The organism is Actinacidiphila oryziradicis, assembly GCF_005047355.1.
In the GTDB taxonomy this organism is placed as follows: domain Bacteria; phylum Actinomycetota; class Actinomycetes; order Streptomycetales; family Streptomycetaceae; genus Actinacidiphila; species Actinacidiphila oryziradicis.
Genome location: NZ_SUMC01000154.1, coordinates 1 through 13,099, shown reverse-complemented (window position 1 = coordinate 13,099; position 13,099 = coordinate 1). Strand labels below are relative to the sequence as shown.

General features: G+C 68.6%; 14 protein-coding genes and 3 pseudogenes. 9 read left to right on the top strand and 8 right to left on the bottom strand.

Annotated features, from left to right (window positions below; genetic code table 11):
• Nucleotides 1-160: pseudogene (locus tag FCI23_RS50505) on the top strand (ISKra4 family transposase); the annotation flags it as partial.
• A 33-nt stretch (nucleotides 161-193) separates the two neighbouring features.
• Here FCI23_RS50505 and FCI23_RS50500 read toward each other — a convergent pair.
• Both FCI23_RS50500 and FCI23_RS50495 read right to left on the bottom strand, forming a co-directional pair.
• A complete protein-coding gene (locus FCI23_RS50500) occupies nucleotides 194-616 on the bottom strand; it encodes a nuclear transport factor 2 family protein (protein ID WP_322974036.1) in 423 nt (140 codons plus the stop codon).
• 134 nt (nucleotides 617-750) lie between these two features.
• A complete protein-coding gene (locus tag FCI23_RS50495; protein ID WP_211265834.1) occupies nucleotides 751-1,299 on the bottom strand; it encodes a hypothetical protein in 549 nt (182 codons plus the stop codon).
• Nucleotides 1,300-1,503: 204 nt separating this feature from the next.
• On the opposite strand from FCI23_RS50495, the gene FCI23_RS62815 reads away from it, so the two are divergent.
• Nucleotides 1,504-1,638 (top strand): hypothetical protein, encoded by a 135-nt coding sequence (locus FCI23_RS62815; protein WP_265737845.1) that lies wholly within the window; start codon nucleotides 1,504-1,506, stop codon nucleotides 1,636-1,638.
• 30 nt (nucleotides 1,639-1,668) lie between these two features.
• Here the strand turns inward: FCI23_RS62815 and FCI23_RS50490 are convergent, their stop codons facing one another.
• From FCI23_RS50490 to FCI23_RS50480, 3 genes are read right to left on the bottom strand one after another with little or no spacing between them, the layout of a single operon-like run.
• Complete coding sequence (locus FCI23_RS50490; RefSeq protein WP_136730698.1) at nucleotides 1,669-3,045, bottom strand: sensor histidine kinase; 1,377 nt, start codon at nucleotides 3,043-3,045, stop codon at nucleotides 1,669-1,671.
• Nucleotides 3,042-3,713 (bottom strand): response regulator transcription factor, encoded by a 672-nt coding sequence (locus tag FCI23_RS50485; protein ID WP_136730697.1) that lies wholly within the window; start codon nucleotides 3,711-3,713, stop codon nucleotides 3,042-3,044. Before FCI23_RS50485 ends, FCI23_RS50490 begins: the two co-directional genes overlap by 4 nt.
• Before the next feature lie 15 nt (nucleotides 3,714-3,728).
• On the bottom strand, nucleotides 3,729-4,400 hold the full coding sequence (locus FCI23_RS50480) for a hypothetical protein (RefSeq protein WP_136730696.1): 672 nt from the start codon (nucleotides 4,398-4,400) through the stop codon (nucleotides 3,729-3,731).
• Nucleotides 4,401-4,981: 581 nt separating this feature from the next.
• On the opposite strand from FCI23_RS50480, the gene FCI23_RS50475 reads away from it, so the two are divergent.
• From FCI23_RS50475 to FCI23_RS50460, 4 genes are all read left to right on the top strand, one after another.
• Nucleotides 4,982-5,569 (top strand): TetR/AcrR family transcriptional regulator, encoded by a 588-nt coding sequence (locus tag FCI23_RS50475; protein WP_136730695.1) that lies wholly within the window; start codon nucleotides 4,982-4,984, stop codon nucleotides 5,567-5,569.
• A 94-nt stretch (nucleotides 5,570-5,663) separates the two neighbouring features.
• Nucleotides 5,664-7,070, top strand: a complete 1,407-nt coding sequence (locus FCI23_RS50470) for an amidase (protein WP_136730694.1) — start codon at nucleotides 5,664-5,666, stop codon at nucleotides 7,068-7,070.
• A 245-nt stretch (nucleotides 7,071-7,315) separates the two neighbouring features.
• Entirely contained in the window at nucleotides 7,316-7,555 is a 240-nt protein-coding gene (locus tag FCI23_RS50465) for a hypothetical protein (RefSeq protein WP_136730693.1), read from the top strand.
• A complete protein-coding gene (locus FCI23_RS50460; RefSeq protein ID WP_136730692.1) occupies nucleotides 7,555-7,932 on the top strand; it encodes a fic family toxin-antitoxin system, toxin component in 378 nt (125 codons plus the stop codon). The genes FCI23_RS50465 and FCI23_RS50460 overlap by 1 nt, the downstream gene beginning before the upstream one ends.
• Before the next feature lie 169 nt (nucleotides 7,933-8,101).
• Here the strand turns inward: FCI23_RS50460 and FCI23_RS61715 are convergent, their stop codons facing one another.
• Complete coding sequence (locus FCI23_RS61715) at nucleotides 8,102-8,641, bottom strand: hypothetical protein (protein WP_246144828.1); 540 nt, start codon at nucleotides 8,639-8,641, stop codon at nucleotides 8,102-8,104.
• A 71-nt stretch (nucleotides 8,642-8,712) separates the two neighbouring features.
• Nucleotides 8,713-9,273, bottom strand: coding sequence for a recombinase family protein (locus FCI23_RS50450; protein WP_136730691.1), 561 nt, complete (start codon nucleotides 9,271-9,273; stop codon nucleotides 8,713-8,715).
• A 97-nt stretch (nucleotides 9,274-9,370) separates the two neighbouring features.
• Between FCI23_RS50450 and FCI23_RS61710 the strand changes: the two are divergent.
• Together FCI23_RS61710 and FCI23_RS61705 are read left to right on the top strand one after the other, a co-directional pair.
• Nucleotides 9,371-9,781: pseudogene (locus tag FCI23_RS61710) on the top strand (integrase core domain-containing protein); the annotation flags it as partial.
• A 134-nt stretch (nucleotides 9,782-9,915) separates the two neighbouring features.
• Nucleotides 9,916-10,437 (top strand): transposase, encoded by a 522-nt coding sequence (locus FCI23_RS61705; RefSeq protein ID WP_246144827.1) that lies wholly within the window; start codon nucleotides 9,916-9,918, stop codon nucleotides 10,435-10,437.
• Between the two features lie 206 nt (nucleotides 10,438-10,643).
• Here the strand turns inward: FCI23_RS61705 and FCI23_RS50440 are convergent, their stop codons facing one another.
• On the bottom strand, nucleotides 10,644-12,098 hold the full coding sequence (locus FCI23_RS50440; protein ID WP_246144829.1) for an MDR family MFS transporter: 1,455 nt from the start codon (nucleotides 12,096-12,098) through the stop codon (nucleotides 10,644-10,646).
• Between the two features lie 249 nt (nucleotides 12,099-12,347).
• On the opposite strand from FCI23_RS50440, the pseudogene FCI23_RS61700 reads away from it, so the two are divergent.
• Nucleotides 12,348-12,539, top strand: a pseudogene (locus FCI23_RS61700) (tyrosine-type recombinase/integrase); the annotation flags it as partial.
• Between the last annotated feature and the right edge of the window lie 560 nt (nucleotides 12,540-13,099).

Below are 13,099 nucleotides of genomic sequence, written 5' to 3'. Positions count from 1 at the left end.
CGGGTCACGATGGGGCCTCGACGGCTCCGAAGCCATCCTCAAACTCCGCGCGCTGAAGGACAACGGCGACTTCGAGGAGTACTGGCGACACCACCTCGCCCGCGAACATGAACGCCTCTACCCCACCGCCGACCGACACGGCTACCGCCCCACAGCCTGATCGGCAGGCTTCCTGCAAGGGGCTACGCCCGTTTCACTTCGTCCGCCCGCCCAACGGCACCCGTCGTGCGACGATCTTGCGGTAACTGATGCGCCAGCCCTGGCCGGTGAGCACAAAGGTGTCTTCATAGGTCACGCTGCCGCTCGTGCCGTCCATATTGATGCCGATGCCCTTGGAACGGGCGTGCACTTGGCCGTCGTCTCCCTCCGTGACGACGATGTTCGTCACGTGATGACCCACGGGATTCGCGTCGCCCAAGGTGATAGCCGCCGCTCGGATGGCTTCCACTCCCGTCAGCGGCTCCTGGCCGAAGTCCGTGACGTCGTAGACGACGTCGTCGGTAAACAACTCATCCAGCCGGTCCAACTCTCCCTCGTCGCACAGGTGACCGTGCATCGAGATCAACTCGGAGATGACGGTGCGGTCCTCAATGTTCAGTGCCATGGAAATCCTCACGGGCCGCTGGAGAAACTCAGCCAGGTCCTGGAGAGCGTCATTCTGTGACCGATGGCCTGGCCAAGGGGCAGCAAGGCCATCTCGGCCGCATCATGCCCCGACGTTACGAGCCGGCCCCACCACGCGCAGCCACATCAGCAAACTTCCAGCTCGCAGCGTCCCTGCAAGCGAGCTACACCCAACGTCGAAAGTCGAGCCGAATACACGGGCAGAAAATGCTGGGGAAAGTAGGCGGCCAGCGACTTCGTCACCAGCGCCGGCCCGAACCGCAAGAGATCCAAATCGTCCAGTGCATCGAAGTCCTCTGCAGCCACCGCGTCGAAGGCCTTTATGTACTGGCCCCGCAGCTGCTCCCAGGCATCCGCCGGCTCCCGATCACGCAACGGGGCTGCCAAGCGCCACTCACCGCAATTGTGGCGGTACATGATGTTCTTCGCAGCGCTGCCGCCCCTGATGCTGCCCAGGTGCGGGACACCGAACTCCATCAGCCGGCAGTACGTCATCCCCGAGCCCGACTGGACCTGGCCGAGCGCATAGCGCTCCAGCGGAAGCATCGGCCATTCCTCCAGCCGGAACTCGGCAAGCACCCGCTTGCGCTCGCCCTCGGCCACTGCCTCGTCCTCGGCCACACCGTTGCGGTCGAACCTGGCCGCTGCCGCCCACACATCCACCGCGTCACTCATGAAGGTCATCATGACGGACCGCAGATACCCGCGGCTTGCCGATCGAGCAACTGAACGGCACCGGATCGGGTAGCCAGGGACCCCCGAACTCCCGGCCCAGCACGCCCCGCTGCCCGCTGCTGCCGAACCATCCCCGCCGCGGCCGCTGCTCCTGCACAGCTCCGGCGACCAAAGCAACAAAGGGTCTTCGTCCGCCGCTGCGTCATGGGGCTCGCCCAGGTCGTCGAGCAGGCTTCGAAGCCGGTCAGCGGTGCGCTGATGCCGTTCGACCTCGCGCTCCCAGCCACGGGCCTCGGCGTCGGCGACCAACTGCCGGGCCCGTTCCCGGTCCCGTGCTGATAGCCGCCGCGCTCTGTGCCGCTGGCGGCATCAGTGCGGTGACGCCGGGACCGGGGTCCGGGGCAGGGCCGGAAGGGAGAGGCACAGCCTCGTGCCTCCGCCGGCCGGCGCCTGCGCGGCCACGTTGCCGCCGTGCTTCTCCGCGATCTGCCGTACGATCGCCAGCCCCAGCCCGCTGCCGGGCAGGGCGCGGGCCGTCGGCGAGCGGTAGAACCGGTCGAAGACGTACGGCAGGTCCGCCACGGGGATCCCCGGGCCTTCGTCGGTGACCGTCAACGTGCCCTGCGCGGACACCCGCACCAGGATCGACCCGCCCGCGGGGCTCCACTTCACGGCGTTGTCCACGAGGTTGGCGGCGGCCCGCTCCAGCGCGTCGGGGTCGCCGTGCACGAGGCACTCGGCCAGCTCCGTACGGATGTCGAGGCCGGTCGCCCGCGCCGCCGCGCGCTCCGCGACCCGAAGCGCCACCAGGTCGAGCCGGGTGTCCTCGGTGTGGGCGCTGTCATGGCCGTACCGCGCGAGGTCGATGAGGTCGTTGACCAGTGCCATCAGCTCCCGGGTCTGCTCGCGTGCCGCGCCGACCAGCTCAGGGGCCTGCGGGTCCGCCACGCCCAGCCCTTCGTCCAGCAGCTCAAGGTTGGTGTTGAGGCTGGTCAGCGGCGTACGCAGCTCGTGCGACGCGTCCGCGACGAGGCGCCGCTGGGTGGTCACCGAGGCGTCCACGGCGGCCGTCATGGAGGCGAACGCCCGTGCGAGGCGGGCGATCTCGTCCCGCCCGTGGACCTCTATGCGGGCCGTCAGATCCTGGGTCGCGGTGATGTGCTCGACCGTCTCCGTCAGCCGGCGCACCGGACGCAGCACCCGGCCGGCCGCGAGCCGGGCGACCAGCGCGGCGAGCAGGCCGCCGGCGAGGGTGATCACGATCAGCAGCGCTTTCAGCCGGCCCAGCGGGGCGCTCACCGCCGACATCGGCATCGCGGCGCGGATCAGGGCGCCGGACGAACCCGGCAGCGGCGCCGTATAGACGCGGTAGTGGACACCGCCGTACTCGGCGTCCTGGAAGTACGGTTCGCGCAGACCGGCGGCGACCTGCTGGTCCGTCGTACCGACCTTGATGAAGCCGGGGCTCGGGCCGGGAGTGATCGGCGCCGGGAGCAACTGCAGCCGGGTGGAGCCGATGTCGACCGGCAGGCCGCTGAAGAAGGCCGGCTGGGTGCCCGACGTCGCGGCCTTCACCTTGACGGCCTTGATCGTGTCCGGGGCCTGCTGGACGGCGGCGACGAGGGTGGCGTCGTGCTGCTGAGTGAGCTTGGCGCCGATCGACGGATACAGCACGAGGGAGGCGAGGACGAGCGCTGCCAGCACCACCGTCCCGCCGGCCAGGGCGACCCGGTTGCGCAGGCTCACGGCTCCGCCCGCAGCACATAGCCGAGGCCCCGGACGGTCTGCAGGAGCCGCGGCTCGCCGCCGGCCTCCAGCTTGGCGCGCAGGTAACTGATGTAAACCCACAGGGCGTTGGAGGACGGCCCGAAGTCGTAGCCCCAGACGGAGTCGAAGATCAGCGTATGGCTGAGCACCCGCTCCGGGTTGCGCAGGAACAGCTCCAGCAGCGCGTACTCGGTGCGGGTCAGTTCCAGTGGCCGCGTCCCGCGCCGCGCCCGGCAGGCGGCGGTGTCCAGGGCGAGGTCCGCGTACGTCAGGACCTTCTGGGCCGCGCCACTGCGCCGCAGCAGGGCGCGCAGCCTCGCCCGGAGTTCCTCCAGCGCGAACGGTTTGGCCAGGTAGTCGTCGGCGCCCGCGTCCAGGCCCGCGACCCGGTCAAAAACCAGGTCGCGGGCGGTGAGCATGAGGATGGGGGTGCGGTCGCCGCCGATGCGCAGCCGACGGCAGACCTCCAGACCGTTGGGCTCGGGCATGAGGATGTCGAGCACCACAGCGTCCTGGCGGGCGCGGCTCAGTTCCATGAGCGCCGTGGCGCCGTCGGGTGCCACGGACACCTCGTAGCCGTCCCTGGTCAGGGCATGCGCCAGCGAACGGCGCACCGCGTCATCGTCGTCGACCACCAGTACCCGCATGCTCACGAGGGTGCCTCAGCCCTTGTAAGAGGCCCGTGAGGCCGGTGAGCCCTTGGAGCCGACTCCGGACAGACTCAGCTTGACCTGGTAGATGACGTCGGCCAGCCGCTTCGGGGTCACCCCGAGGTTCTTGGCGATCGCGGCGAACTGCGCGCTGCTGGGATCGACTCCGCCGTGGTCGCGGCCCAGCTTGCTCAGGGCGGCGTAGGCGGCTGCGGCCTTCTCGTGCGAGACCCCCAGTTGCTTGGCGAGCCCGCTGATGAACGCGTCGGCGCTGACGCTGCCGCCACCGCCCGGCTTGCCCTTTCCGCCCCCACCGGGCTTGCCCTTCCCGCCCTCAGGCTGTGTGAACACCTCCTTCAGCAACTGCTCCGCCTTGGCCTGGGAGATCTTCAGATCGTGCGCGAGCAGGGCGACCACGGCTGGGTCCGTCGGCGCCTTGCCCGTTTGCCCGAGCTCGCGCTTGACGTCCGGCAGTGCCCGTTCGAGCTGCGCCACGGTGACGCCGTAACGGTGGGCGAGGCGGGTGAGCCACTCGGCGCCCGTCCCCTCCTTGCGCTTCTGCGCGTCGGCCGTGACCGTCTTCGACGGCGGGCCCTTGACCGCCCCCGAGGCGGCGGCGCCCGAGGTGCCCCCCGCCACGATGAGGACCGCGGCTACGGCCGCGATGGCTTTCGTGTGTCGCATCGGCATTCCCTTGGTGAGGATCGGTGAGGATTCATGACGGGCCGACTCCTCGGCCCGTCCGCGCACCAGCACACCAAGGGCACTTGTGGGCGACTCTGGGTGAACCTTAAAGTCGCCATAGAGCGTGCCCGGCTGTCCGCTGGCTTCGTAGGTGGGAACGGACACCACTTGTCGACGAGTCTGGGCAGCACTTGTCGATCACTGGGCCGTGGAATGTGTCGTCGGCGGCTGAATTTGGGTTCTGGATCACTTTTGGTGCAGGTCTGACAGACGGTCACCGCCGCCGACAGCACTGCCCAGCAGAGCCTCGGCTTGCACGTCGCCGGCTTCCGGCCCGGTCCCCTGTTGATCAGCGGCGCACCGTCTATCACGGGCGACAACGCGCTCGGCCGGGCGATGCGCACCGTGTCCGTAAGCATCGCGGAGCTCGCCGATGCGTTGGCCCTCGTCGCACTCAACCGCGCACCTGGCCGGACGTCATCCATGCCCGCAGATCAAGCGCCTCGCCCGCTCAGCCGGGCCCCACACCTGACACTCCACCCGTCGAGACGACTGGTCTAATCCGGTGCTACGGTTAACCCATGCCAGTCACCAAGGCGGAAACGCGCCAGAGCCTTCTGAACGCCGCACGGCGGATCGTAGCCGCGAAGGGCTACGCCGCGGTCGGCATCAACGAAATCCTCGCCGCGGCCGGTGTCCCGAAGGGGTCGTTTTACCACCACTTCGGTTCCAAGGACGCCTTCGGTGAGGCGATGATGAAGAGCTACTTCGACGAGTACCTCACGACCATGGACGGGATCGTTGCCGACAAGGGCAAGAGCTCTGCGCAGCACCTGATGAGGTACTGGCAGAACTTCTACGACATGCAAGTCGTGGACGACTGCCAGGGCGGGTGCCTGGTCGTCAAGCTCGGTGCGGAGATCGCCGACCTCTCAGAGGTGATGAGAGTGGCGACGAAAGTCGGGACCACGGAGATCGTCGACCGACTGGAGCGGATGATCACCGACGGCATCGCGGATGGGTCCGTGTCCGTCGATGACAGCCCCCGCACGACGGCCGAGGCTCTCTACGACCTGTGGCTCGGAGCGAGCATGATGGCCAAGATCCATCGCAGCCCGGACTATCTCGACCGTGCCATGACGGTCACACGCCAGGTCCTCCACGTCTGACAAGCCCCCGCCGCCTGCGGCGCACCGGCCCCGGGCAGCACTTTCGTAGTAGACTGGTCTAAAAGAGTAGACCGGTCTAGGAGAGGAAATTATCATGACCACCGACCTCATCTACTCCGATGCGAGCGAACTCGCTGAACTGATCCGCAACAGCAAGGTGTCGTCCGTCGAGGTGCTGCAGGCGCACCTCGATCGCATCAAGGCCACCGATCCGAAGGTCAACGCCGTCGTTACGCTCGCCGACGGTGCTCTGGAGGCCGCGAAGGCGGCGGACGAAGCGCTCGCGGCGGGCGTGGAGGTCGGGCCACTGCACGGCGTGCCGTTCACGGTCAAGGACTCGTTCGACACCGCCGGCGTGCTGACCCAGCGCGGTTCCCCGATCTTCGAGGGCCGCGTCCCGGACACGGACGCCACCAGCGTGGCGCGTATGAAGCGCGCCGGTGCGATCCTCCTCGCGAAGACCAACCTCCCTGAGTTCTCGTACTCGACCGAGTCCGACAATCTCCTGACGGGCAGGACGAACAACCCCTGGAACCTCGACCGCACGTCCGGCGGTTCCAGTGGCGGGGAATCGGCGGCGATCGCGGCGGGGATGTCGCCGCTCGGGCTCGGAAGCGACCTGGCCATCTCGGTGCGCGGGCCGGCTGCACACACCGGCATCGTCGCCCTCAAGGCGACGCACGGGCGTATCCCGATGACAGGGGTCTGGCCGCGGGTGCCGCGCCGTGACTGGCACGTCGGCCCGATGGCCCGCACCATCCGCGACCTGGCACTGGCCTACTCGCTGCTTGCCGGCCCGGACGGCGCCGACGGCTTCGCCACCGTCCCGCGCGAGTTCGACGCCGGCCTGGGCACGTCGCCGGACCGGCCCGTCCGCCTCGGCTGGCTGGTCGACTCCGGACTCGGTCCGATCGACTCGCAGGTCGCTGCCACCGTGCAGAAGGCCGCCGAAGCGCTGCAGGGCGCTGGGGTTCAGGTCGAGGCTGTGAGCATCCCGGCGCTCGAGCGGGACAACCCCCTCGAGCTCTTCTACCGACAGCACGTCATGGAGGTCAAGCCGGCCTTCCGGGACGTCACCGCCGGTCACGAGGACCAGATGTTCAAGGTCTCCAAGTCCATGCTCGCCGGCCCCGACACGTCCGTGGAGGACTACGTCCTGGCCGAACAGGGCATCGAGCGACTCCGGGACGGTTTCGCGGAGTACTTCCAGCGCTACGACGCGCTGCTGCTTCCGGTGACGCCGATCCCCGCGCACGCGCACGGACTCGCACAGTTCACCATCAACGGCCAGACGGTGGACGCCGCCCACATGCAGACGGCGACCATCCCGTTCAACCTGACCGGACTCCCGGCCCTGTCCATGCGCTTCGGCACGAGCAGCGACGGCATGCCGATCGGTGTGCAGCTGGCAGCCAACTGGCACTCCGAGTCGACGATCCTGCACATCGCCTCGTTGCTGGAGTCGCTCAGCCCGGTCCGCGACCAGCACCCCACCATCTGACAGTCGAGAAAAGCCACACGCCGGGCGCTTCGAGGGGCGCGACAACCCACCGTGCCCCTCGAAGCGCCCGCATGCGCACCACCGGCCGCTGCGCTCCGCACGGCCCGAGGGCCGCGGCCTCTGTAGGACTCCGGGGTCGAGCGGGGGGCGGCCGATAGCAGGCCGAACCGGAGTCATCCGAGGCATTCGGATCGAACGCCACGAAGACCTCTCACGTTCCGGTAACAGCTGTTACCATTCGCGGTATGGCCACCAAGACACAACTCGGCGCCCGCGTGGACGCGGAGATCGCCGAACTTGCCAAAAAGCGCGCTGCGGACCGCGGCCTGGGTATCGGCGACTACCTCGCCCAGCTCATCCTCGACGACGCCAGCGGACTGCGCGAACGCGCCATGGGCGCAGCCGGGCGCTTCCTGTCCGAGCACCAGCACGTCTTCGACGAGGCCGAGGACGCCCAGAGCTCGTCAGGAGCAGACGCCGCGTAATGGATGTGCATATCGACGTCGCCTGGATCCTGCAGGTAGCTGAGATCGCGGGGGCGGGCGACCCGGCCCCCGACGACTACGGCGTCCCCATCGCCGCCTGCGCCCGGCACCAGGCCGAACTCCTTGAGCAACCGGTCTACGACGGCCCCTACGCGCGAGCCGCCGCCCTGGTGCACACGCTCGGGCGCTGCCGATGGCTGGAGAGGTCCAACCTGTCCGTCGCGGCCGCGACCGGGGTCATGTACCTCGAAGCCTCCAACATCTCCGTCAAACCGACCCACCAGGACGCGGCCGCCTTGCGCGACGTCCTCCTCGACCCCACCTGCACCGCCGCCCGAATCGCCGAGCTGCTGCGCTCTTGGCCCACCACAACCTGACCACCCACTTCCGCTGCCGCCGTCCTTGTCCGGGTGTCCTGGTCGCTGCCTGGCCGTCGCCGTGCGCGTGCTCCGGCAGGCAGCATCAGCGGCTCCTCCGAGTCCACACGGCCCAGCACCGCCGTCTGGATCTGCCGCCTGTCGCCCCGCAGGGAATCCCGGCCTTTTGCTACCAGTGGCGCAGATCTTTGGACAACTGTGCGTACCACTCCGCGCGGCGCCCGGTACGGCCCACGGGCTTGTCCCCGAGAGCAACCACAGAGTCGGTGACGTCGTAGGTGACCCGGTACAACAGCACCTGCGTGGCGGTGTCCATCCCTTGCTGGGTCCTCGGTGCCGGCGGCGCCGCCCCGAGCACCGTCACGAACCATGAGGGCAGCAGGGTCCGCGCGCTGATGGCGTCCGCCAGCCGGCTGCGCAGAGCCAAGGTCAGCTTCTTCCCGGCCTTCTCACCGGCGGCGATCACGCCCTGCTTTTCCGCCCGGGCTTTCGCATCGGCCGCCAGCGCGTTGTCTGCCTCCTCCACGTGATCGGCCTGCCGGTCCAGGTCCTGGCGTAAGCGCCGCTCCTGCGTGAGGGCCTCCCCGAGCTCCGTCACAGCTTGCGCGCGCCCCCGGGAGGCGATGGTGCTGGTTAGCTTCCCTACCGCGGCTATCACTCTGGTTCGGTGCTCCCGGTGCTGCGCGACGGTGGCCTCGAGCCACTGCACCTGCTGCTGGTGCGGGCTTGAGTAGTTGAGGTACAGAAAGTGCCGCTGAGATTGATCTTGCTGAAGTTGACCTACTTCGTCGGTGCTTCTAGCTGGCGGGGCACGGCACCGGCCCGCAGCTCGCGCAGGTCCGGGATGTGGTTGTAGAGCGTGCCCGGGGAGATGCCGAGCAGGTTGGCGATCGAGGTGATCGAGCGGCCCGGGTCGGGCAGCAGGTCGCGGGCGGCGCGGATGATCTCTTCGGTGGCGACCGTGGGCCGTCCGCCGACTCGGCCGCGGGCACGGGCGGCGGCCAGGCCCTCCTTGGTGCCGATGACGATGAGTTCGCGGATGAACTCCGCCAGCGCGGCGAAGACGTGGAATACGAGCCGGCCGCCGGGGGTGGTGGTGTCCAGGTTCTCGTGCAGCGAGGTGAAGCCGATGCCGCGCTCGCGCAGCTCGGCGACCATGTTGATGAGGTCTTGGAGGCTGCGGCCGTAGCGGTCGAGCGAGGGGACCACGAGCGTGTCGCCCGCGTCGAGGAAGGCGTGGCACGCCTTGAGCTCGGGGCGGAGCGCGTCCTTGCCGGACTTCTTGTCCGCGAAAATCTTCCGGCACCCGGCGGCGGTGAGCGCGTCGAGCTGCCGCTCCAGCTTCTGCCCGCCGGTCGACCGTACCGCTCCAAAATGGCTGCACCGCCTGTGACCTGGAACGACGCCCCTCGGGGTCGCTACGGCGTCATGGATCCTCGTGCTCGTGCGACTGCTCTATCTGATCGCCACGCGGATCTTTGCGTGGCTGGTCCTACTGTCCCGCTCCCCTGCCGAGAAGGAGGCCGAAATACTGATCTTGCGGCACGAGGTCTCGGTGCTGCGCCGACAGGTCACTGTTCCCAGACCCAGCTGGCCGGACCGCGCCCTGCTCGCAGCCCTCGCCCGGCTACTCCCCCGGGCCCTGCGCCATCACCGCATCGTCTCCCCGCGCACTCTCCTTGCCTGGCACCAGCGTCTGATCAAGAAGAAGTGGACCCAACCCGCCTCACCTGGCCGGCCACCCATACCCGAAGAACTACGCGACCTCATCACCCGACTCGGCACCGAGAACCCGCGGTGGGGGTTCCGGCGCGTCCACGGCGAACTACGCCGCCTCGGCCACAAGGTCAGCCCGGCCACCGTCCGCCGCATCCTTCGCGCCGCCGGCCTCGGACCGGCCCCGCGCCGTCACCCGGCACGCGGCGAGTGGATCGCCTTCCTCAAGGCCCAGGCCGACGGCCTTCTCGCCACCGACTTCTTCATGTGGACACCATCGGCCTGCAGCGGCTGTACGCCCTGTTCGTCATGGAGGTCCGTACCCGCACGGTCCACATCCTCGGGGTCACCGCCCACCCCACCGCCGCCTGGGCCACCCAGCAGGCCCGCCAACTCCTCTGGCAGCTCGACGGCCGCGCGACCGAGTTCACCCACCTCGTTCGGGACCGGGACGCGAAGTTCACCGCTGCCTTCGACGCGGTCTTCGCCAGTGAGGGCATCATGGTCGCCAAGATCCCTCCGCGAAGCCCCAATTGCAACCCGCACGCCGAGCGATTCGTGCGCTCCGTCCGCGAGGAGTGCACCGACCGACTGCTGATCTTCGACCGCCGCCACGCCGAGAAGATCCTCCACGACTATGCGCGACACTTCAACGGCCACCGGCCCCACCAGGGCCGAGATCAGCTCGCGCCCCTCGACGACCCCAACGTTATCCCGCTGCCACTGGCCCGGATCGATCGCCGCCAAGCCGTTGCAGGCCTCATCAATGAGTACCGCCGAGCCAGCTGACCGACCGGCAAAACCCCAGCTCACAGGCTGTGCAGCCATTCTGGAGCGGTACGGGTGCCGGTCGTCCCGCTCGGCGGGAGCGGGCCGGACCCTCCTGTCTCCGCCGCCTCCTCGAAGACCCGCTGCGCGGCAGGGCGGAGCCTGGTTTCCGACGGGCTCACCGCAGCGAGGGGATGTCCTGCGACCTACGGTGAGCCGTCCCCTTGTCAGTCGAAGGCGAGCGGTTCACTGTGTCGCGGCATCAGCAGCAGCGCGCCGACCCCGAGCACCGCCAGCACGACCAGTCCGAGGAAAACGTGGTGGGTGGCCTCGTACAGCGAGTCGCGCAGGAAACGCGCCACCGCGGGAAGTTCGGACTTCGGCGCCGGACCGAAGGTCAGGCTGGTGGCGTTCACGCTGCCGGACAGCTTGCCTGCCACGGCCGCTGGCGGGTTGGCATAGCTGGCGGCCAGGCTGGCGTTGGCGATCGCGCCGAACACTGCCGCCCCGACCGCGCTGCCCAGCGAGCGGCTGAACATGTTGGTCGCCGTCACCACGCCGCGCCGCTCCCAGGTAACCACCGATTGGGCGGCCACCACCGTCGGGCTTGCGGACAGGCCGAGTCCGACGCCTAGGACGAACGCGGCGAGCGCGGCGAACCAGATTGAGGTGTGCTCACCCAGCAACGTGACCAGCACGGCACCGGCGACGACGAACACACTGCCGATCAGCGCGGTGTCCCGGAACCCGATCCTGAGATAGATCCGCCCTGACAGGCTGGCCGCGAGAGGCCATCCCACGGTCAGCGCGGCGAGGGCGAAACCGGCGACGACGGCGCTCTTCCCAAGGACGCCCTCCGCATAGGTCGGCAGGTAGGAGCTCAGGCCGATCATCAGCGCGCCGATGACCAGCGCGGATAGGTTGCCGCCCGCCAGGATGCGGTGACGGAACACCCACGGCGGCAGCACGGGCTCGGCCGCGCGGCGCTCGATCAGGAAGAACCCGACCAGCAGCGCAATGCCGATGACGAAAATCGCGATACTCGGCGGCGAGGCCCAGCCCCAGGCCACGCTGCCCTCCAGAAGGCCGAGGATGAGCAGCGAGAACCCACCGGTGAGGGCGGCCGCGCCGGCGTAGTCCACCTTCTTGTCGTTCTTGCGGGTCACCTTCTCGGAGAAGTGCCGGCTCAGCATCCAGACAGCGACGGCGCCGAGCGGCAGGTTGACGAAGAAGATCAGTCGCCAGGACAGGTACTCGGAGAACAGGCCGCCGAGAGTCGGCCCGATCACCGAGGCGATGCCCCAGACGCTGGCGACGTAGCCCTGCACCCGGGCGCGTTCCTTCACGGTGTACAGGTCGCCGACCATCGTCATGCTAATCGGCTGCACCGCACCGGCCCCGATGCCCTGAACGGCCCGGGCGACGATCAGCAGGGGCATGCTCCAGGCAACTCCACACAGTACGGAGCCGAGCAGGAAGGCCGCGATGCCGAAGAACATCACCGGCTTGCGGCCGAGCGAATCGGCGAATTTTCCATACAGCGGCACGGTGACCGCCTGGGTGAGCAGGTAGACCGAGAACAGCCAGGGAAACTGGGAGAAGCCACCCAGGTCGCGCACTACGGACGGGACGGCGGTGGCAAGGATCGTGGAGTCGAGTGCGACGAGGCCGGTGCTGAGCATGATCGCGATCAACACCGGGCCCCGTTCAGATCGCAGGCCAATACCTCTGCCATCCGGGGTGGCGGCGGTCGACGTTGTCGGCGATGTCGCCATGCGAGCTCTCCTCCAATGGTTGATGAACTGCCCGGGGTCAACTGCCCGGTCGCGTGATCCATTCCTGAGAGTGACGAAACCCACCTGCACACGGCCGCTACGGGCGGAGGATGTTACGCAGGGTTGCCGGCGCATGGCGCTCCGCCCCCATGCTCTCGACGCAGCACGCTCGGCCTGCTCTTCAAAGGCTCGCGTAGGGGCCGGGCTGTCGGGTACTTCCGTTTCTACGATCTTCGTCACACCGGTCACACGCTCGCGACGCAGTCGCGCGCGACCCTCAAAGACACGATGGTCCGCGCCAGCCAGTCCTCCGAGCGCGCCGCGCTGATCCACCAGCACTCGAACCTCGACGGGCACCTGCCCTGCTGCTTACCTGTGCCCCAGGCAGGATTCGAACCTGCGACACCCTGCGGGACTCTGTCGCCCGATCCGCAGTGAGGGCCGATTCGATCAGCCTCACCAGCACGTTCACCGTTAGCCGCCGGTCGGTTTCGGCAGGTCGGCCGGATCGGGCGACAGAGTCCTGCGGGTGCCGATAAATCATCCGCCCTGCTCAGCACACCTGAGTCGGGTTGAGGCTACCGTGCAGCGACGGTTGGAACTGAACGCGCTCAACAAGTACCGGCAGCCTGCCTGAACGAGTTCAGTTCCTGCCTCGCGGCACATCTCGCTAGGGCAGGCCGTCTGGCCGCTGACGTGCGCGGATGAGATTCTCGGCACCCGCAGTGTCGGGCCGGGCCATGCTGGACGCCCTGGTCGCAGGCCAGCGCAACCCCCGGAATGGCGGACCTCGCCAAAGGCAGCCTGGTCAACAAGAAACCGGCCCTCACCGAGGCCCTCACCGGGCAGTTCGAGGACCACCACGGCCGTCTGCTGCGGGTGCTGCTGGACACCGTCGACCACCTCAC